Annotated in this window: 16 protein-coding genes; 13 read left to right on the top strand and 3 right to left on the bottom strand. The window is 66.4% G+C overall.

The annotated features are described in order from the left end of the window. The first annotated feature begins 78 nt into the window (after window positions 1–78). The 5 genes from EPO55_RS24670 to EPO55_RS24650 all read left to right on the top strand — a co-directional run bounded on the left by EPO55_RS24670 (window position 79) and on the right by EPO55_RS24650 (window position 5,074). Complete coding sequence (locus EPO55_RS24670) at window positions 79–930, top strand: MBL fold metallo-hydrolase (RefSeq protein ID WP_296340142.1); 852 nt, start codon at window positions 79–81, stop codon at window positions 928–930. Further along, window positions 927–1,763, top strand: a complete 837-nt coding sequence (locus tag EPO55_RS24665) for a class I SAM-dependent methyltransferase (RefSeq protein ID WP_296340140.1) — start codon at window positions 927–929, stop codon at window positions 1,761–1,763. Before EPO55_RS24670 ends, EPO55_RS24665 begins: the two co-directional genes overlap by 4 nt. Further along, the gene (locus EPO55_RS24660) at window positions 1,763–3,115 is read left to right on the top strand and encodes an adenylate/guanylate cyclase domain-containing protein (protein WP_296340138.1); all 1,353 of its coding nucleotides are present in this window, start codon (window positions 1,763–1,765) and stop codon (window positions 3,113–3,115) included. Before EPO55_RS24665 ends, EPO55_RS24660 begins: the two co-directional genes overlap by 1 nt. A 106-nt stretch (window positions 3,116–3,221) precedes the next feature. Continuing rightward, window positions 3,222–3,953, top strand: a complete 732-nt coding sequence (locus tag EPO55_RS24655) for a Tim44/TimA family putative adaptor protein (protein WP_296340136.1) — start codon at window positions 3,222–3,224, stop codon at window positions 3,951–3,953. A 17-nt stretch (window positions 3,954–3,970) separates the two neighbouring features. Continuing rightward, a complete protein-coding gene (locus EPO55_RS24650) occupies window positions 3,971–5,074 on the top strand; it encodes an MltA domain-containing protein (protein ID WP_296340135.1) in 1,104 nt (367 codons plus the stop codon). 40 nt (window positions 5,075–5,114) lie between these two features. Here EPO55_RS24650 and katG read toward each other — a convergent pair whose 3' ends face one another. Further along, window positions 5,115–7,325, bottom strand: a complete 2,211-nt coding sequence (gene katG, locus EPO55_RS24645) for a catalase/peroxidase HPI (RefSeq protein WP_296340134.1) — start codon at window positions 7,323–7,325, stop codon at window positions 5,115–5,117. Between the two features lie 91 nt (window positions 7,326–7,416). On the opposite strand from katG, the gene EPO55_RS24640 reads away from it, so the two are divergent. From EPO55_RS24640 to EPO55_RS24625, 4 genes are read left to right on the top strand one after another with little or no spacing between them, the layout of a single operon-like run. Further along, window positions 7,417–8,226, top strand: a complete 810-nt coding sequence (locus EPO55_RS24640; RefSeq protein WP_296340133.1) for a (Fe-S)-binding protein — start codon at window positions 7,417–7,419, stop codon at window positions 8,224–8,226. Next, window positions 8,226–9,644, top strand: a complete 1,419-nt coding sequence (locus EPO55_RS24635) for a LutB/LldF family L-lactate oxidation iron-sulfur protein (protein WP_296340132.1) — start codon at window positions 8,226–8,228, stop codon at window positions 9,642–9,644. The genes EPO55_RS24640 and EPO55_RS24635 overlap by 1 nt, the downstream gene beginning before the upstream one ends. Further along, window positions 9,641–10,327: a lactate utilization protein gene (locus tag EPO55_RS24630; protein ID WP_296340131.1), complete on the top strand. Its 687-nt coding sequence runs from the start codon at window positions 9,641–9,643 to the stop codon at window positions 10,325–10,327. The genes EPO55_RS24635 and EPO55_RS24630 overlap by 4 nt, the downstream gene beginning before the upstream one ends. 25 nt (window positions 10,328–10,352) lie before the next feature. After that, on the top strand, window positions 10,353–11,117 hold the full coding sequence (locus tag EPO55_RS24625) for a methyltransferase domain-containing protein (protein WP_296340129.1): 765 nt from the start codon (window positions 10,353–10,355) through the stop codon (window positions 11,115–11,117). A 76-nt stretch (window positions 11,118–11,193) separates the two neighbouring features. Here EPO55_RS24625 and EPO55_RS24620 read toward each other — a convergent pair whose 3' ends face one another. Then, entirely contained in the window at window positions 11,194–12,591 is a 1,398-nt protein-coding gene (locus tag EPO55_RS24620) for a porin (protein WP_296340128.1), read from the bottom strand. Between the two features lie 462 nt (window positions 12,592–13,053). Here EPO55_RS24620 and EPO55_RS24615 point away from each other — a divergent pair, with 462 nt between their 5' ends. From EPO55_RS24615 to holA, 4 genes are all read left to right on the top strand, one after another. Beyond that, window positions 13,054–13,620, top strand: coding sequence for a DUF3576 domain-containing protein (locus EPO55_RS24615; protein WP_296340127.1), 567 nt, complete (start codon window positions 13,054–13,056; stop codon window positions 13,618–13,620). Between the two features lie 85 nt (window positions 13,621–13,705). Next, the gene (leuS, locus tag EPO55_RS24610; protein ID WP_296340126.1) at window positions 13,706–16,324 is read left to right on the top strand and encodes a leucine--tRNA ligase; all 2,619 of its coding nucleotides are present in this window, start codon (window positions 13,706–13,708) and stop codon (window positions 16,322–16,324) included. 41 nt (window positions 16,325–16,365) lie between these two features. Then, on the top strand, window positions 16,366–16,551 hold the full coding sequence (locus EPO55_RS24605) for a hypothetical protein (RefSeq protein ID WP_296340124.1): 186 nt from the start codon (window positions 16,366–16,368) through the stop codon (window positions 16,549–16,551). Between the two features lie 27 nt (window positions 16,552–16,578). Continuing rightward, window positions 16,579–17,625: a DNA polymerase III subunit delta gene (gene holA / locus EPO55_RS24600; protein ID WP_296340122.1), complete on the top strand. Its 1,047-nt coding sequence runs from the start codon at window positions 16,579–16,581 to the stop codon at window positions 17,623–17,625. Here the strand turns inward: holA and EPO55_RS24595 are convergent. Further along, the gene (locus EPO55_RS24595; protein WP_296340121.1) at window positions 17,622–18,344 is read right to left on the bottom strand and encodes a response regulator; all 723 of its coding nucleotides are present in this window, start codon (window positions 18,342–18,344) and stop codon (window positions 17,622–17,624) included. The two genes, holA and EPO55_RS24595, sit on opposite strands and share 4 nt — an antisense overlap. Window positions 18,345–18,385 lie beyond the last annotated feature (41 nt).

Raw genomic sequence — 18,385 nt, 5'->3', positions numbered from 1 at the left:
GGCGGCGGCCGCCTCGGTTGACGCGAGGCACCCGCCCGTGGACTCTGCGGCCGGAGAGGAACAGGGGGTACTGGGTCCTTGGTCGACAGTCTGAAAGTCCGATTCTGGGGCGTGCGCGGCTCCATTTCCTGCTCGGGCGCCGAGTACACGCGCTATGGCGGCAACACCTCGTGCCTGGAAGTGACTGCCGGCGGCCGCCGGCTGATTTTCGATGCCGGCACGGGCATCCGGACGCTCGGCCTTGAACTCGCCCGGCAGGCCCCACTCGACATCGACATCTACTTCACGCACACCCATCTTGATCACATCTCGGGTCTCACTTTCTTCGAGCCGCTGTTCGAAAGGCGCAATTCGGTGCGCATGTGGGCCGGTCATCTGGAGGCGCCCTACACGCTGAAGAAAGTGGTCGGCCACCTGATGCAGGCGCCGCTCTATCCGGTGTCGCTGGAAGTCTTCCAGGCGTCCGTCGCGTTCCGGGAGTTCAAGAGCGGTCAGACGCTGTCGTGCGGCGAGGCCGTGAGCATGCGCACGGCGCCGCTCAACCATCCCAATGGCGCCACCGGCTACCGCGTCGAACACGGCGGCAAGTCGATCTGCTACATCACCGACACCGAGCACCACGAGGGCAGGCGAGACCAGACGATCGTCGAGCTCTGCCGCGGCGCCGACGTGATGATCTACGACTCGAGCTACACCGACGCCGAATACCCGCGCTATCGCGGCTGGGGCCATTCGACCTGGCAGGAGGGCGTGCGGATCGCCGACGCGGCCGGCGTCGGCACGCTTGCGATCTTCCATCACGATCCCAGCCATGACGACGCCTTCATGGACGGCGTGGCGCGCGAGGCGGCAGCCGCCCGCCCCGGCACAGTGCCGGGCGGCCTGCCGCGCGCGATCGTCGCCCACGAAGGGCTGACGCTCACCCCGTGACCCGCTCGCTCAGCCTGCGCGGACGCTGGCGGCGGTTGGCGCTGGGACTGCCGACCGTACTGGGCCTGGCGCCGCGCGGCTGGTTCATCCCGCATCGCTACGCACCGTTGCTGCCGCCGCCAGGCACCCAGCCGCCCTATCCGGCGATCGAGCAGCTGTTCGAACGGCACGCCGGAGCCTTTGCCGCGATGATCGATGCGGTCGACAGCCACGCCGCCGGGCTCGAAGGGCTGAAGAGCCTGCTCGGGCAAGCCTGGTTTCCCTCGCTCGACGCTGCTGTCGCCTACGCCCTGGTTCGCGAGCGCAAGCCGCAGCGCATCATCGAGGTCGGCTCGGGCCATTCGACCCGCATCCTGGCGCGGGCCGAGTGCGGTGTCGGCGAGATCGTCGCCGTCGATCCGATGCCGCGCGCCGACGTCGCCGGCCTGCCTGGCGTGCGCGTCGTGCCCTCGACCCTGCAGGCCGCCCCGGCCGGCCTGTTCGACGGGTTGCGCGCCGGCGACGTGCTGTTCATCGATTCAAGCCACATCCTGATGCCCGGCAGCGACGTCGATATTCTGCTCAATCGTGTCCTGCCGCGTCTGCCGGCCGGTGCCCTCGTGCATATTCACGACATCTTCCTGCCGTTCGACTATCCGCCGATTTGGGGCTGGCGGAACTACAACGAACAGCAGGGCGTGGTGCCGCTGCTGGCGACCGGTGCGTGGCGGCCGCTGTTCTCCAGCGTCTGGGCGACGCGGCGGATGGGCGACCGGCTGGCCGCCTCGGTGGTGGCGCGGTTGCCGCAGCCGGCCGAGTCGATGGCAACAAGTCTCTGGCTCGAGAAAGTCTGATGTTCGCGCGCCTCGCCGGCTGGTTGTTCGACGGCGGCGGACCGGAAAACATTCCGGAACGCGTGCGCGACACCATCCGGCGCCAGCAGGAGCAGAGCGAGATCCTGATCGGCTGGATCCAGCTCGTCATCGTGACCCTGCTCATCGGCGTCTACGAAGGCACCAGCATGGCCGAGGGCCTGGTGCAGGACGACTACTCGATCGAGCGGGAAGTGCTGCTGATCTACGGCGCAATCTGCATTGCCCGACTGGCGCTCGCCTACATGCGCCTGCTGCCGACCTGGATGATCTACCTCTCGGTCGTCATCGACATGGCGCTGCTGATGGGCCTGATCTTCAGCTTCCATCTGAAGTATGCCCAGACCGCCGCCTTCTACCTGAAGGTACCGACGCTTCTGTACGTGTTCCTGTTCATCGGCCTCCGCGCGCTGCGCTTCGAGGCGCGCCTCGTGATGTTCAGCGGCGTCTGCGCCGCCATCGGCTGGGCCTGGCTCACCTACTACGTCGCCACGGGGCGCGGCGGCCCGCCCAACCGGACGCATAATTTCATCGAGTACATGACCTCGAACGCCCTGCTGGTCGGCGCCGAGATCGACAAGATCATCGCCATCCTGCTCACCACCGCCGTACTGGCACTCGCCATCGCGCGCGCGCGCCACCTGCTGGTGCGCTCGGTCAGCGAAGGGGCCGCGGCGCGTGACCTGTCGCGTTTCTTCGACCCCGGCGTCGCCGCCCGCATCCGGACGGCGGCGATGTCGATCAAAGCGGGTGAGGGTGAATTGCGTGACGTCGCCATCATGAACGTCGACCTGCGCGGCTTCACCCGGCTGTCGACCGAGCTCGAGCCGGACGAGGTGATGAAGGTGCTGCAGGACTATCAAGGCCGGGTCTGCCCGCTGATCGCGAGCAATGGCGGCAGCATCGACAAGTTCCTGGGCGACGGCATCCTGGCCTCTTTCGGCGCGGTGGCGGCCTCGCCGACGGCCGCCGCCGACGCCTTGCGCGCCGCCGACGCGGTCATCGCGGCGGCAGACCATTGGATCGCCGAGCGCCGGGCCGCCGGCCTGCCACCGCTCACGGTCGGCATGGCGGTGTCGTCCGGCCGCGTCGTCTTCGGCGCCGTCGGCGACGGCGAACGGCTGGAGTTCACCGTGATCGGCGATGCAGTTAATTTCGCGGCGAAACTGGAGAAGCACAACAAGGACGAAAAGACTCGGGCCGTCACCGATGCCGCCACCTACGCCCTGGCCGAGCGGCAGGGCTACCTCCCGCCTGCGGTGCGCGAGCGGCGGGCAGGCCGGCAGGTGGGTGGCGTCGCGGATTTGGTCGATATTGTGGTCCTGGCCACATAGAATGGGCGGCGTAAAACCGGGCCCTGAGGCCGGTTGCCTTGCCCTTTCCGCATTCGGAGCCTATGTAATTTGAAGCGAGCTGGAGACGAGTTGGCGGAGCGCCATCGTGGGTAACAACTACGACATCATTCTCATCGGACTGGTCGCGGTCTTCCTGATCCTGCGACTGCGTTCCGTTCTCGGCAAGCGCACGGGCAACGAGCGCCCGCCGGCGCGCGATCCACTGGCACCGCCGCCCCCTCCGGCGCCGCGCGTCGGGGATGCGCCCGCCGGGACTTCCGCGCGACCCGACAATGTCGTGCCATTGCCGACTGCCAATGCGCCGCCACCGCGGCCCTCGTCCGCAGTGACCGGACCGGGCGGGATTCGTGCCACCGTCATGCCGACCGCCGCCGCCGCGGTCGCTGCCATCCGCGCCGCCGATCCCAGCTTCGATCCCATGGGCTTCACCACCGGCGCCCGCGCCGCCTTCACGGCCATTGTCGAGGCTTTCGCCAAGGACGATGTCGCGACGCTGCGTCCGCTGCTCGACGGCCCGACCTTCACCAGCTTCGAGGCGGCGATCCGCACCCGCCGCGAGCGCGGGGAAAAGGCCGAGACAACTCTGATCGGTTTCGAAGCCTCCGACATTGCCGCAGCCGAGCTGCAGGGCACCGTGGCGTCGGTCACCGTGCGCTTCGTCAGCGAGCAGATCAACGTGGTGCGCAATGCCGATGGCCAGATCGCCGATGGCAACCCGAATGAAGTGCAGAAGGTTGTCGATCTCTGGACATTCCGTCGCGATACCAAGTCCAGCGATCCCAACTGGCTGCTGACAAAGACTGAAAGCGAAGGCTGAGGGAGGCTTTTCCGAATATGCGCTGGGCTGTCCTGTCCGGTGGCGCGGCATGGCTTGCCGTCGCCGGCCTCCTGTCTGCGTGTGCCGACGGCGGGACGACTACGCCCGAGAAGCGGGTAGCGATGGCGCCGATCTCGTTCAACGAGATCGCCGGCTGGGCCGAGGATAAACACAGCGAAGCGCTCGCCACCTTTCGCCGCTCCTGCCCCAAGCTGACGACCGGGCCGGAGACCAGGATCGTCACCGATGGCGGTGAAAAGACCGTCACCCCCGCCGAATGGAAGCGCATCTGCGATGCCGGTGCCACGATCAAGGCCGGCGACAACCGCGCCGCCCGGCTGTTCTTCGAGCAGAATTTCCGGCCGCTCCTGGTCCAGGCGACGGCCAAGTTCACCGGCTACTTCGAACCCGAGATGCGGGGCAGCAAGGCGCCGTCACGCCTGTCCACCGTGCCGGTCTATCGCCGGCCACCCGATCTCACCGACAAGCCCTACTATACGCGTGCCGAGATCGAGCAGGGCGCACTGAAGGGCAAGGGCCTCGAGATCGCCTACGTGCAGGATCCGGTCGGACTGTTCGAGGTCCAGGTCCAGGGCAGCGGCAAGATCCACCTCGCCGAAGGCGGCACGATGACCCTCGGTTTCGACGGCTCCAACAACCGTCCCTACACGGCCATCGGCAATGTGCTGCTCGAGATGGGCGTGATGAAGAAGGACGACGTCACGTGGCCCGCGATCCGCGACTGGCTGAGACGCAATCCGCAGCAGGCACGCGACGTGATGCGCAAGAACGAGCGCTATATCTTCTTCAAGGACACAAGAAGCCAGACCGCCGCCGGCGCCGAGGGCGTGCCCCTCACCGCGCAGCGCAGCCTCGCGGTCGATACGACCCTCACGCCCTTCGGCACGCCGGTCTGGATCGACACCGTGCGGCCTTTGGCGCGCAAGCCGGGTGCCACCGAGCCCTACCGTCGCCTGATGGTCGCCCAGGACGCCGGCGCCGCCATCAAGGGGCCGGCACGCGGCGACGTATTCTTCGGCAACGGCCCGCAGGCCGCCGACTGGGCCGGCCGCATGAACAGTGGCGGCCGGGCCATCGTGCTGGTGCCCAACAAGGGCTGACGCCTCCCGGCGCTGGCGCGGGAGGCCTTTCCCCCCGGGATCAGGCCAAGTCGAAGCGATCGAGGTTCATCACCTTGGTCCAGGCAGCCACGAAGTCTCGCACGAACTTCTTCTGCGAGTCGTCGCAGGCATAGACCTCCGCAAGGGCCCGAAGCTGGGGGTTCGAACCGAAGACGAGGTCGACACGGGTGCCGGTCCACTTCGGCTCACCCGTCGCACGATCGCGTCCTTCGAAAACGTCCTCGGCGGCCGAGGCCGGCTTCCACGTCGTGCCCATGTCGAGCAAGTTCACAAAGAAGTCGTTGGTGAGAGTCTCGGGACGCTTCGTGAAGATGCCGTGCGACGACTGGCCGACGTTCGTATTGAGCACGCGCATGCCACCGACGAGGACCGTCATTTCAGGGGCGGTCAGCGTCAGAAGCTGTGCGCGATCCACCAGCCTCTCTTCTGCCGAAACGTCGTATCCGGCCTTGAGATAGTTGCGGAATCCATCCGCGATCGGTTCGAGCGGCGCAAAGGCCTCGACGTCGGTCTGCTCCTGCGACGCATCCGTGCGGCCTGGCGCGAAGGGAACCTCCACGTCATGTCCGCCCTTCTTCGCCGCCTGCTCGACGGCGGCGGCGCCACCGAGGACGATCAGGTCGGCGAGCGATACTTTCTTGCCGCCGGTCTGCGCAGCGTTGAACGCCTTCTGGATGCCCTCGAGCGTCTCAAGCACGGCGGCCAGTTGAGCGGGCTGGTTCGCCTCCCAATCCCTCTGTGGCGCGAGGCGGATGCGCGCACCGTTTGCGCCGCCGCGCTTGTCGGAGCCGCGGAAGGTTGCGGCCGATGCCCAGGCAGTCGAGACCAGCGCGGAGATGGACAGGCCGGAAGCGAGGGTTCTGGCCTTGAGGGCGCCGATGTCCTGCTCATCGATCAGCACGTGGTCGACCGCCGGGACGGGGTCCTGCCACAGCAGCACCTCCGAAGGGACTTCGGGTCCGAGATAGCGCGCGCGTGGACCCATGTCGCGATGAGTGAGTTTGTACCAGGCCCGGGCGAAGGCTTCGGCGAACAGGTCGGGATTCTCGTGGAAGCGCCGCGAAATCTTTTCGTAAGCGGGATCGAACCGCAACGCGAGGTCGGTGGTCAGCATGGCGGGCGCGTGGCGCTTTGACCGATCGTGTGCATCCGGCACCGAACCGGCACCTGCGCCGTGCGTCGGCTTCCATTGATGTGCGCCCGCTGGGCTCTTGGTCAGCTCCCAATCATAGCCGAACAGGTTCCAGAAGAAGTTGTTGCTCCACTTCGTCGGCGTCGTGGTCCAGGTGACCTCCAGGCCGCTGCTGATTGTGTCAGCGCCCTTGCCCGTGCCGAATTTGCTCTTCCAGCCGAAGCCCTGTTCCTCGATGCCGGCGGCTTCCGGCTCCGGGCCCACCAGCGCCGCATCGCCAGCGCCATGGGTCTTGCCGAAAGTGTGGCCGCCGGCGATGAGGGCCACGGTCTCCTCGTCGTTCATTGCCATGCGTGCGAAGGTCTCGCGAATGTCCTTGGCGGCAGCGAGCGGATCGGGGTTGCCGTTAGGGCCTTCCGGATTGACGTAGATCAGGCCCATCTGGACGGCCCCGAGGGGGTTTTCGAGATCCCTGTCGCCCGAGTAGCGCTTGTCGCCGAGCCAGGCGTCCTCTTTACCCCAGTAGATGTCCTCTTCGGGCTCCCAGACGTCCGCGCGCCCACCGGCGAAGCCGAACGTCTTGAAGCCCATCGACTCCAGCGCGCAGTTGCCGGTGAGGATCATCAGATCGGCCCAGGAAATCTTGTCGCCGTACTTCCGCTTGATCGGCCAGAGCAGCCGGCGCGCCTTGTCGAGGTTCACGTTGTCCGGCCAGCTGTTGAGCGGCGCGAAACGCTGCGTGCCCGAGCCCGCTCCACCGCGGCCGTCACCGACGCGATAGGTGCCCGCGCTGTGCCATGCCATCCGGATGAAGAACGGACCATAGTGGCCGAAGTCGGCCGGCCACCAGTCCTGCGGGTCGGTCATCAGCGCGTAGAGGTCCTTCTTCAGGGCTCGGAGGTCGAGCTTCTTGAATTCCGCCGCGTAGTCGAAATCCTTGGCCATGGGATCGGACAGGGCCGAGTTCTGGTGCAGAACTTTGAGGTTCAGCTGGTTCGGCCACCAATCGCGATTCGATCTGCCCGCAAAAGTCTCTTTCGGGCGCGCGCCGTGCGCGACGGGGCACTTGCTGGCGCTTTCGGCATTCTGTTCATTCATGTCGCTCTCCGATCGTGGTTGTCGGTTTCTATATCAGATTAGAATAATTCTAAACAAGGGGCCGTTGCACCCTATTTTCGCGACTGCCATCTTGGCCACCGTGTCAAAGTCACCGTCCGGTCCAAATCCTCGCCCGCGCCGCGTCGGGCTTTTCGTCACCTGCCTCGTCGATCTGTTCCGGCCTTCGGTCGGCTTCGCCGCGGTCAAACTGCTCGAGGACGCGGGCTGTACGGTCGAGGTGCCGCCCCTGCAAGTCTGCTGCGGCCAGCCGGCCTACAATAGCGGCGACCGCGCTACGACGCGGGCGATCGCGGTCCAGGTCATCGCCGCCTTCGAAGGCTACGACGCCGTCGTGGCGCCGTCCGGCTCCTGCGGCGGAATGCTGAGTCACCACTATCCCGGCCTGTTCGAAGACGATCCGGCGATGAAAGCACGAGCCGAGAGCCTCGCCGGGCGCAGTTACGAGTTGATGGCATTCCTGGTCGACGTGCTGGGGGTCGAGACGGTTGCGGCGCGTTATGACGGCACCGTCACCTATCACGATTCCTGCTCCGGCCTGCGCGAACTCGGGGTCAAGGACCAGCCGCGCCGGCTGCTTGGAACCGTCCAGGGCCTCGCGGTCCGCGAGATGAAAACGCCCGAGGTATGCTGCGGTTTCGGCGGCACTTTCTGCGTGAAATATCCTGAAATATCGAATGCCATGGTTGGCGAAAAGTCGGCCGATATTGCCGCTTCCGGCGCCGGCACCCTGCTGGCCGGCGACCTCGGCTGCCTGATGAACATGGCGGGCAAGCTGCAGCGCGAGGGCAGCCCGGTGCGCGTCCGCCACGTTGCCGAAGTGCTGGCGGGCATGGGCGATCTTCCGGCGATCGGGGAACCCGAGCGCGGCGAGCCCGGCTGATGGAATCCACCGCTCGCGACTTCAACGACAATGTCGACCATGCCCTGGCCGATCCCAATCTGCAGGATTCGCTGGCCAAGCTGAAGGTCGGGTTCTCCGAGCGCCGCCGCCAGGCGGCAGAGCGCCTGCCCGAGTTCGAGGCGCTGCGCGATCGCGCGCGCGACATCAAGAACCATGCCCTGGCCAACCTCGATTTCTATCTCGAGGAGTTCGAGCGCAAGGTTCTGGCGCTGGGCGGTCACGTACATTGGGCGCCGACCGCCGCCGACGCACGGCGCATCATCGGCGAGCTGTGCCAGAGCATGGGTGCCAGGACCGTCGCCAAGTCGAAATCGATGGTGGCCGAGGAGATCGCCCTCAACGAGCATCTCGAGGCGATCGGCATCGCGCCGATCGAGACGGACCTCGGCGAATACATCATCCAGCTCCGCCACGAGCCGCCCAGCCACATCATCGCGCCCGCGGTCCATCTCACCAAGGACCAGGTGGCCGACACGTTTCTCGAGCATCATGCCAAGCTCGGCTTCACCAAACGCCTGACCGAGCGCAACGACCTCGTCGCCGAGGCGCGCTATGTGTTGCGCCAGAAGTTCCTCGATGCCGACGTCGGCCTCACCGGCGCCAATTTCCTGGTCGCCGAGACCGGCTCCTCCATGCTCATCACCAACGAGGGTAATGCCGATCTCTCCAACACACTGCCCCGGATGCACATCGTGCTGGCCAGCATCGAGAAGGTGATCCCGACGCTGGAGGACGCCGCCGTCCTGCTGCGCGTCCTCGCACGCTCGGCGACGGGCCAGGAATCCTCGGCCTACACCACGCTCAACACCGGGCCGAAACGGCCCGAGGATCTCGACGGGCCGGAGCACTATCACGTCGTCATCCTCGACAACGGCCGCTCGGCCGTGCTCGGCACCGAAATGCAGGACATCCTGCGCTGCATCCGCTGCGGCGCCTGCATGAACCATTGCCCGGTCTACGGTGCGATTGGCGGACACGCCTACGGCTGGGTCTATCCCGGACCGCTGGGCGCGGTGTTGACGCCGCAGCTGATCGGCGTCGAGGAAGCCGGCAACCTGCCCAATGCCTCGACCTTCTGCGGCCGCTGCGAGAGCGTCTGTCCGGTACGCATCCCCTTGCCCAAGCTGATGCGGCACTGGCGCGAGCGCGAGTTCGAGCGGCACCTGACGCCTGTTGCGGTCCGCCAGGGCCTGGCGCTGTGGAGTTTCGTCGCCCGTCGGCCGCGGCTCTATCGAGGGCTCACCGGTCTTGCCAACCGCGTGCTGGCGTTGTTCGGGCGAGCCGAGGGCCGCTACCGCGCCATGCCGCTGGCCGGCGGCTGGACCCGCTTCCGCGATCTTCCCGCGCCGCAAGCCGGCGGCACGTTCCACGCCCAGTGGAAGAAGAAGCGATCATGAGCGAGTCATCGGCGACTGCCCGATCGCAGATCCTGAACGGCATCCGCCGCTCGCTCCGCCGCGGCGAGATCTCGGGTGATCAGCGCCAGGCCGTCGAGGCACGGCTGGCACGGCCGCCGCTCGGGCCCACGGTGGCGCGCGCGCAGCTCGCCCAACCCGAGAAGGTGGCACTGTTCTGCCAGTGGGCGGAGACCAACAACGCCACGGTGGCGCGCGTGGCGGTGCCCGACGTGGCGGCCGAGGTCGTGTCGTTCCTGGCGCGCAACAACCTCCCGGCACGGGCCGCGATGGCGCCCTCGCCTCAGCTCGCGGATTACGATTGGGATAGCCAGAAGATGCTGTCGCTCCGGCGCGGCCGCGGCGAGGCCGCCGACCAGGTCTCGATCACCGGTGCCTTCGCCGGCATCGCCGAGACCGGTACGCTGGTCATGGCTTCGGGGCCGGAGCATCCGGTGACCCTCAACCTGCTGCCCGATACGCATATCGTCGTGGTGCGCGAGGCCGACATCGTGAGCGGCTACGAGGATGTCTGGACACTGCTGCGCGAACGCTACGGCAAGGACCGCATGCCGCGTACCGTCAACACCCTGACCGGGCCGTCGCGCACCGGTGACATCGAGCAGGCCATGGAGCTGGGCGCCCATGGCCCGCGTCGCATGCATATCGTGGTCGTGCGGACATGAAGCGGGCGCGCATGAAGGCCGTCCAATGAAATCCGGCGCCGGCGCCGCCCCTCCCGAGCCGCGGGGGGAACTGCGCGTCGTCGGCACCAGCGTCGGGCGCGAAGTCGAGTTGCTGCTCGACCGCCTTGCCGACCGGGTGGGCCGCCGGGCGCCGCGCGTACTGCAGGTAGGCTCGCGCCCGCAGATTTTGGATCGCAACGAACGCAACTGGCGCAGCCTGATCGCCAAGCGCTTCGGCAAGCGCGCCCGCTTCGTCGGCCTCGACCTGCTCGAGGGCACCAATGTCGATGTCGTGGGCGATATCTGCAGCAGCCCGCGGACGCTCAAGGCCAAGCTTGGCGAGAGTCCGTTCGACCTGGTGATCTGCTGCCATGTGCTCGAGCACACAAGGCATCCGGCGCGGGCGGCCGGCAATATCGAGCGCGTGCTGCGTCCGGGCGGCCTTGCCTATGTGGCCACGCCGTGGTCGCAGGCGTTCCACGCCACGCCGGACGACTACTGGCGCTTCTCGGTGCGCGGCCTGATGCTGATGTTCGGGCGGCTGGAGATCGTATCGTCGTTCTACAGCGGCGGCGATGTCGGGCTCGATGTCGCCTATCGGGTGGTCCGCGACGGCCGGCCCGAGCTCGATCCCCGGGCGGGTGCCGTCGAGCAGGGCCTGTTCCAGCTCGTGCTCGATCATGAGGACAACCGCGCCGTGCTGGCCCGCCAGGCCACCGAGCGGCTGCCGGTGTCGCGGACCTACCTGCCGACCCTGTTCGTGAATATCGTGGGCCAGCGGCACGCCTGAGCTGGTCTGGTCGCGTCCACAAATGAAAAGAGCGGGCTTGCGCCCGCTCTTTCCGATTTGCCGGACTGGCGTGTGCTTAGAAGCGCACGTCCATGCCCATGAGGATCGCCCAGGTGTTACCCGTGACGGCGTTCGAAGGTCCGCTCTGGTTGTTGATGAACGCACCACCAGTCAGCTTCACGCCCGGTCCGAGCGCGTAGTTGGCGCCCAACTCGAACTTGTTCGCCGTTTCCGCACCGAACGCCAAGGCGTACGAGCCACCGAACACGGTGGAGTTGACACCCGGCGTGCCGGCGAACGTGCCAGCAGCGCCGCCGGAGCCGTTGAGCGTCGCGGCGTTGGTGCCCGACGCGATCGACTGAACGGTGTTCGAACCGTTGCCGTTCGAGTTGATGGCGCCCATCCACATGAACGACATCTGCCACGGGCCGGTTTCGTACATGATACCCGCCGAAGCGAAGCGGGTCGCATTGTCGACGCCGGTGTAGTAGTTCGAGCCCATGCCCTGGTTGTCGTAGCCGATCGAGCCACCGAGGGTGATGCCCTTGTAGCCGAACTGCAGACCAGCAGCCCACATCGTCCAAGCCGCCAGGTTCGAGCCGGTGATCTGGCTCGCCGAGGTTGCGAGGGCGTTGTAGCCCGGGTTGAACGCCGCATAGGCGAACGAACCGTAGGCCGCGACCGTCACGTCACCGAACTTGTTCAGGTAGTTGGCGCCGATATCGAAGCCGTCCTGATAAGCGTAGTCGTTGATGGCGCACTGGCCAACGTTCGATGCACCGGCAAAGCCGCAAGCACCGAAGCCGCCCGAGCCGAGGCCACCTGGGCCGGTCGCGAGGCCCGTGGAGCCGTAGATGCTGCCGCTCGGAGTGTTGATCTTCGGCGTGTAGCCGACACCGATCTGCAGGCCCTGGAAGCGCGGCGTGAAGTAGTTGATGCGCTGCGTATCCTGCCACGCGGCCGTGTTGGTGGCCGTGGTGCTGTGGAAGTAGGCCTTGTTGAACGTGCTGGACATCGCGTTGGCGACGTTGTGGTTGTGCTGAATGGCGCCGTAGCCGATCAGCGCCGACGGCGCGCCGTAGTACATACGGTAGGAAGCGGCGTCACGCGAGCCGAACTCGACGCGGCCCCAGTCGCCGAAGGCGAACAGGAAGGCTTCGTCGATGGTGGCCACTGAGCCCGTGGCGCCGGCGTTCGGGTTCCAGGCTTCGAGTTCGACGTTCACGCCGACCGAAGTGCCATTGTCCAGCTTCGTCTGGCCAACGAAGTGGATTTCGCCTTCCTGCTGGAAGAACAGACCCTTGTACTGCGTCGAGGTGCCGTTCGTCGCATAGGACGAGCTGATGCCACCGGCGACGGCGTAGAAGGTATAGTAGCCGCCCACGCCGACCTTGATCGGATCGGCGGCCATGGCCGGAGCGGCCATCAACCCACCGACGACCAAGGCGGTCGAGCCCAATAGAAGCTTCTTCATCTTTCTCCCTCTCTCATTGATCAGAGACTGGTACGTACCAAAAGGCCTGTCCGACCGGTGGAACGTGAAGGCCAAACTCACGGCTGCTCACTTCCCGCCAATGCGGCACGGCTAATAGAACACAGGGCTAAAAGAAGGGTCAAGAAATGGTCGCGATGCCGCCTGATTCTTCCCTCGACCTGTGGCGTCTTTGTCACAATTTGGGCGGTTCCTTGGGCTGGAAGCCGGCCAGGCTACCGCATCTAGTCACTGTCTGAGGAACCCCTATTAGTTTCTACAAAGGACTTTATGAAACCAGATAGTTTCATTACGATACTATTCGGCCCGGGCCCGTTCACTTGAAGTCCACAGGCCCTGCGTTTATGGTCTTCAGGCCATCTTGCCGATCATTCCGGCACGTGTTTTGTCGCGGCCGGCAGTATTCCCTACAATATTCTGGCCAATTCGGCTAAAGGCGCCAACATGTCGGGCTCAACCACCACCCCTCGCCTTCTGATCGTTCTGGCCGGCGTCCTGATCCTGGGGCTGGCCGGTTGCGGCGGCAACAACGTCAGCGAGCAGCGCAGCGGCCAATCCAACGACCGCAACAAGCGCGACCTGAACCAGGGTCTTGGCGGTCGCACCCAGGAACAGGGCACGCTGTTCGGGCCGGGCGGCCTGTTCGGCTCCAAGAACGCGCCCAAGGACGACGGCAGCGGCACCGGCGTGGCCGTCAACGCCTACCTCTGGCGGGCCTCGCTCGACACCATCAACTTCATCCCGCTGGTCTCGGCCGATCCGTTCGGCGGGGTGATCATCACCGACTGGTACACGCCGGCCGAGACTCCGAACGAGCGCATGAAGGTCCAGGTCACCATCCTCGACCGCGAACTCAGGGCCGACGGTGTCCGGGTATCGGTGTTCAAGCAGCAGACCGCGCCCAAGGGCGGCAACTGGGTCGATGCCCAGGTCGACCCGCGCACCCAGATCGACATCGAGAACGCCATCCTGACGCGTGCGCGCCAGCTTCGCATCGCAGGCGGTTCCTGACGGCCTCATCTTATCGCCAATAACTTGACGTGAGAGGCCGTAGCGGGCATCCGCTGCGGCCTCAGTCTTTTTCGGGATCCGATCTGTGTCGACGCCCACCTCCCCCATCGCGCGCTACAATTTCCACGAAACCGAAGCCAGGTGGCAGAAGGTCTGGGACGAACGCCAGACCTTCCGCGCCGTCATGGATCGCGCCAAGCCGAAATACTACGTGCTCGAGATGTTCCCCTATCCGTCGGGGCGCATCCACATGGGCCACGTGCGCAACTACACGCAGGGCGACGTGATCGCCCGCTACAAGCGCGCCAGGGGCTTCAACGTGCTGCATCCCATGGGCTGGGATGCCTTCGGCCTGCCGGCCGAGAACGCGGCCATGGAAAAGAAGGTCCACCCCAAGAAGTGGACCTACGAGAACATCGCCACCATGAAGACGCAGCTCAAGTCGATGGGCCTGTCGCTCGACTGGAGCCGCGAGCTCGCGACCTGCGATCCGAGTTACTACCGCCACCAGCAGAAGATGTTCCTCGATTTCTGGAACGCCGGCCTCGCCTACCGCAAGGAAGCCTGGGTCAACTGGGATCCCGTCGACAACACCGTGCTGGCCAACGAGCAGGTGATCGAGGGCAAGGGCTGGCGCACCGGCGCGCCCGTGGAACGGCGCAAGCTCACGCAGTGGAACCTCAAGATCACGCATTTTGCCGATGAGCTTCTGTCACGCCTCGACACACTCGGGCGCTGGCCGGAGAAGGTGCGGCTGATGCAGGCGAACTGGATCGGCAAGAGCCGCGGCGCCCGCGTCTTCTGGCAGCTCACCGACGGCTCGGGTGCGGCCTCATCGAAAAAAGATTGGGGCAAGCTGGAGATCTTCACGACGCGACCCGACACGCTCTATGGCGCCTCGTTCATGGCGCTGTCGCCGGAGCATCCGCTGACCGCCGAGTTGGCGCTGAAGGATCCGGGCCTGCAGCACTTCATCGCCGAGTGCCGCAAGACCGGCACCGCCGCGGCCGAGGTCGAGACCGCCGAGAAGCAGGGCTACAAGCTGCCGCTGCTGGCGAAGCATCCGTTGATCCCCGGCAAGACCGTGCAGGTCTACGCGGCCAACTTCGTGCTGATGGAATACGGCACCGGTGCCATCTTCGGCTGCCCCGGCCACGACGAACGCGACCACGAGTTCGCCATCAAATACGGCCTGCCGATCCTGCCCGTGGTGGCGCCGGCCGATGCCGACCTCAAGAGCTTCAGCGTCGCCCAGGCGCCGTTCATCGAGGACGGCGTCATCATCAACTCCGACTTCCTGAACGGCCTTGGCGTCGAGGAAGCGAAGGCCAAGGTCATCGCCCGCCTCGAGGAGATGGGCGTCGGCAAGGGCACGACGCAATACCGGCTGCGCGACTGGCTGGTGTCGCGCCAGCGCTACTGGGGCTGCCCGATTCCGGCGATCCACTGCGACAAGTGCGGCGTCGTGCCGGTGCCGGCGAAGGACCTGCCGGTGAAATTGCCGGACGACGTCACCTTCGACAAGCCGGGCAATCCGCTCGACCGCCATCCGACCTGGAAGCATGTCGATTGCCCCAAGTGCGGCGGCAAAGGCCAGCGTGAGACCGACACCTTCGACACCTTTATCGATTCGAGCTGGTACTTCGACCGGTTTACGTCGCCGGGACTGGAGACCGCGCCGTTTGACCGCCAGGAGAACGAATACTGGATGCCGGTCGACCAGTACATCGGCGGCGTCGAACACGCGATCCTGCACCTGCTCTATTCGCGCTTCTGGACGCGGGCCATGCGCGAAGTCCAGATGACCAGCCGTGACGAGCCGTTCGATGGCCTGTTCACCCAGGGCATGGTCTGCCACGAGACCTATCGTGCGACCGATGGCACCTGGTTGATGCCTGAGGAGATCGAGCGGGTGGACGGCAGCAAGGTCGTGCGCCTGTCCGACCGAACACCCGTCGAGGTCGGACGCTCGGAGAAGATGTCCAAGTCGAAGAAGAACGTCGTCGATCCGGACCAGATCATCCGCGACTACGGCGCCGACACCGCGCGCTGGTTCATGCTCTCGGACAGCCCGCCGGAGCGCGATCTCGAATGGACGGAGGCGGGCGTCACCGGCGCCTGGCGCTTCCAGCAGCGCCTGCACCGCATCGCCACGACGGCGCTCGCCGAGGTGCCGCCGGCCGGCGCGCCCAAGCCCGCGCAGTTCTCCGACGCCGCAACCGCCCTTCGCCGCGCGGCGCACAAGACCATCGCGGGCCTCACGGCCGACATAGAAGCCTTCCACTTCAACAAGGCCGTGGCGCGTCTTTACGAGCTCGCCAGCAGCATCGATTCTGCCAAGGCGGCAGGCGACGACTCGCTGAAGTGGGTGCTGCGCGAGGCGCTGGAGATCTTCGTGCGGCTGATCGGCCCGATGACGCCGCACCTCGCCGAGGAGCTGTGGCAGGCGCTCGGCCATCGCTCGCTGCTGGCCGAGCAGCCCTGGCCGCTGCCTGAGGATGCCTTGCTGGTCGACGACACGGTGACCGTCGCGGTACAGCTTAACGGCAAGCTGCGCGGCACCATCGCCCTGCCCAAGGACGCGCCGAAGGAAGCGGCCGAGAAGGCGGCCCTCGTTCAGCCCGACCTCGTGCGCGGACTGGAGGGCCGGACGCCCAAGCGGGTGATCGTGGTGCCGAACAGGATCGTAAACATAGTGGTGTGAATCCACCCACCGTCTTACTACCAGGCCAGGAGGCCATCGCCATGGCACGCAAGCCGAATTACGACTTCGAACGCCGCGAACGCGAACGGCTCAAGGCCATCAAGGTCGCCGAGAAGGCCGAAGCCAAGCGCCAGGCCCGCGAGAAGGCCCGTGCGGAGAATGCAGGAGCCGAGAATGCCGGCGAAGCGCCGCCGGCTGGCGTCGAGCCGGCTCCCGACAAGGGCTGATCACGCCCTCTCCGGGGTCAGGTCGAGATGAAGATCGAGCCGCGCCAGGTCGAAGCGTTCCTGAAGAAGCCTGATCCGCGGATTCGCGGCGTCGTGATCTACGGCAACGACGACGGCCTGGTCGCCGAGCGGGCGGTGGCACTGGCCAAAGCCGTCTGCGAGGACCTCAATGATCCGTTCCGCGTCGTCGACATCGCGGGCGACGTCCTGAAGAACGATCCAGCCCGGCTGGCCGATGAATTCGGCGCCATGTCGATGATGGGCGGCCGCCGTGTCATCCGCGTGCGACCGGCCGGCGAGGAATCGGTCGCGGCGCTGGAGAACCTCGTGGCTGCCACCGCCGGCGACGCGCTGATCGTGGTCGAGGGCGGCAACCTTACGCCGCGCTCCGGCCTGCGCGCGCTGGCCGAGACCGAGGCCTGCCTGGCCGCCATGCCCTGCTACATGGACAACGAGGCGGCGCTGGAAGGCCTGGTCGAGAGTGCGGCCCGCGCCCAGGGCCTCGCCGTCGACGCCGATGCGTTGTCCTGGATCGTCGAGCGGCTGGGCGGGGATCGCGGCCAGACCCGCAGCGAGATCGACAAGCTGCTGCTCTACAAAGCCAGTGACACCAACAAAACGATCACGCTCGAGGATGCCGTCGACATCCTGGGCGACACCGCGGCGATCGGCATCGACGACGTGATCGCCGCCACCTTCGATGGCGAGCTGGTGGCGCTCGACCGCGCGCTCGACCGCGTCTTCTCCGAGGGCGGCCATCCGGTGCAGCTCGTGCGCTCGCTGCAGCGCCACGCCGACCAGCTCCATCTCGTGTCGGCCCATGCCGGCAAGGGTGGCAACATGGAAGCCGCGATGTTCAAGGCCCGCGGCCTGCCGCGCGGTGGCCCGGTGCGCCAGCGCTTCGAGCGTCACCTGCGCGCCTGGCCGCTGCCGCGCCTCAGCGCCTCGCTGACGGTGATCCTCGATGCTGAAATCGACTGCAAGCGCACCGGCCTTCCCGACGAGGCGATCGCCCGGCGGCTCTGCCTGCGCCTGGCGCAGGCGGCACGATCGGCCAAGGCCGCGCGGCGCTAGTCCTCGGGCGGCACGAACATGTAGCCGGCGCCGCGCACCGTGCGGATGCAGGTCGGGTGCGCCGGATCGGCTTCGATCTTGCGGCGGATTCGCAGGATGCGGATGTCGATGGCGCGGTCGAACGCCTCCATCTCGCGATGGCTGGTCGTCTCGAGCAGCCAGTCGCGCGTGAGCGGCCGGTTGGGGTTCTCGGCAAACAGCCTCAGGAGCTCGAATTCGCCGGAGCGCAACGGGACTTCCTCGCCGCTGAGCGCCGTCAGCCGCCTCGACTGCAGATCGAGCAGGCACTTGCCCATGCGCACGCGCGGCGACGGCGTCGCGGCGTCGGCACCACCGGCCCGGCGCAGCACGGCCTTGATGCGGGCCAGCAGGGCGCGCGGCTCGTAGGGCTTGGCGATGTAGTCGTCGGCACCGGTCTCCAGCCCCACGACCTGGTCGATCGTATCGCCGCTCGCCGTCACCATGATGATGCCCACGCGGCGGCTGCGTTCGCGCAGGAACCGGGCGAGGACGAAGCCGTCCTCGTCGCCGGGCAGGCGCAGATCGAGCAGCACGAGAGCCGGAGGGTCCTTTTCGACCAGCTTGCGCAGCGCCGCACCGGAGTCGACGCCGGAAGCGCGATAATGATTCTCGTTGAGAAAGTCTATCAGCGTCTCGCGTTGGAAAGCTTCGTCCTCGACGACGATGATATGGGGACGCGTATCCTTCTGCTTCGCCACTGCGGAAAAAGTTAGCGCAATCCCGTTACATACGAAAGGCC

It is taken from the genome of Reyranella sp., assembly GCF_004296935.1.
Lineage (GTDB): Bacteria > Pseudomonadota > Alphaproteobacteria > Reyranellales > Reyranellaceae > Reyranella.
This window is presented reverse-complemented; position numbering and strand designations above follow the sequence as displayed.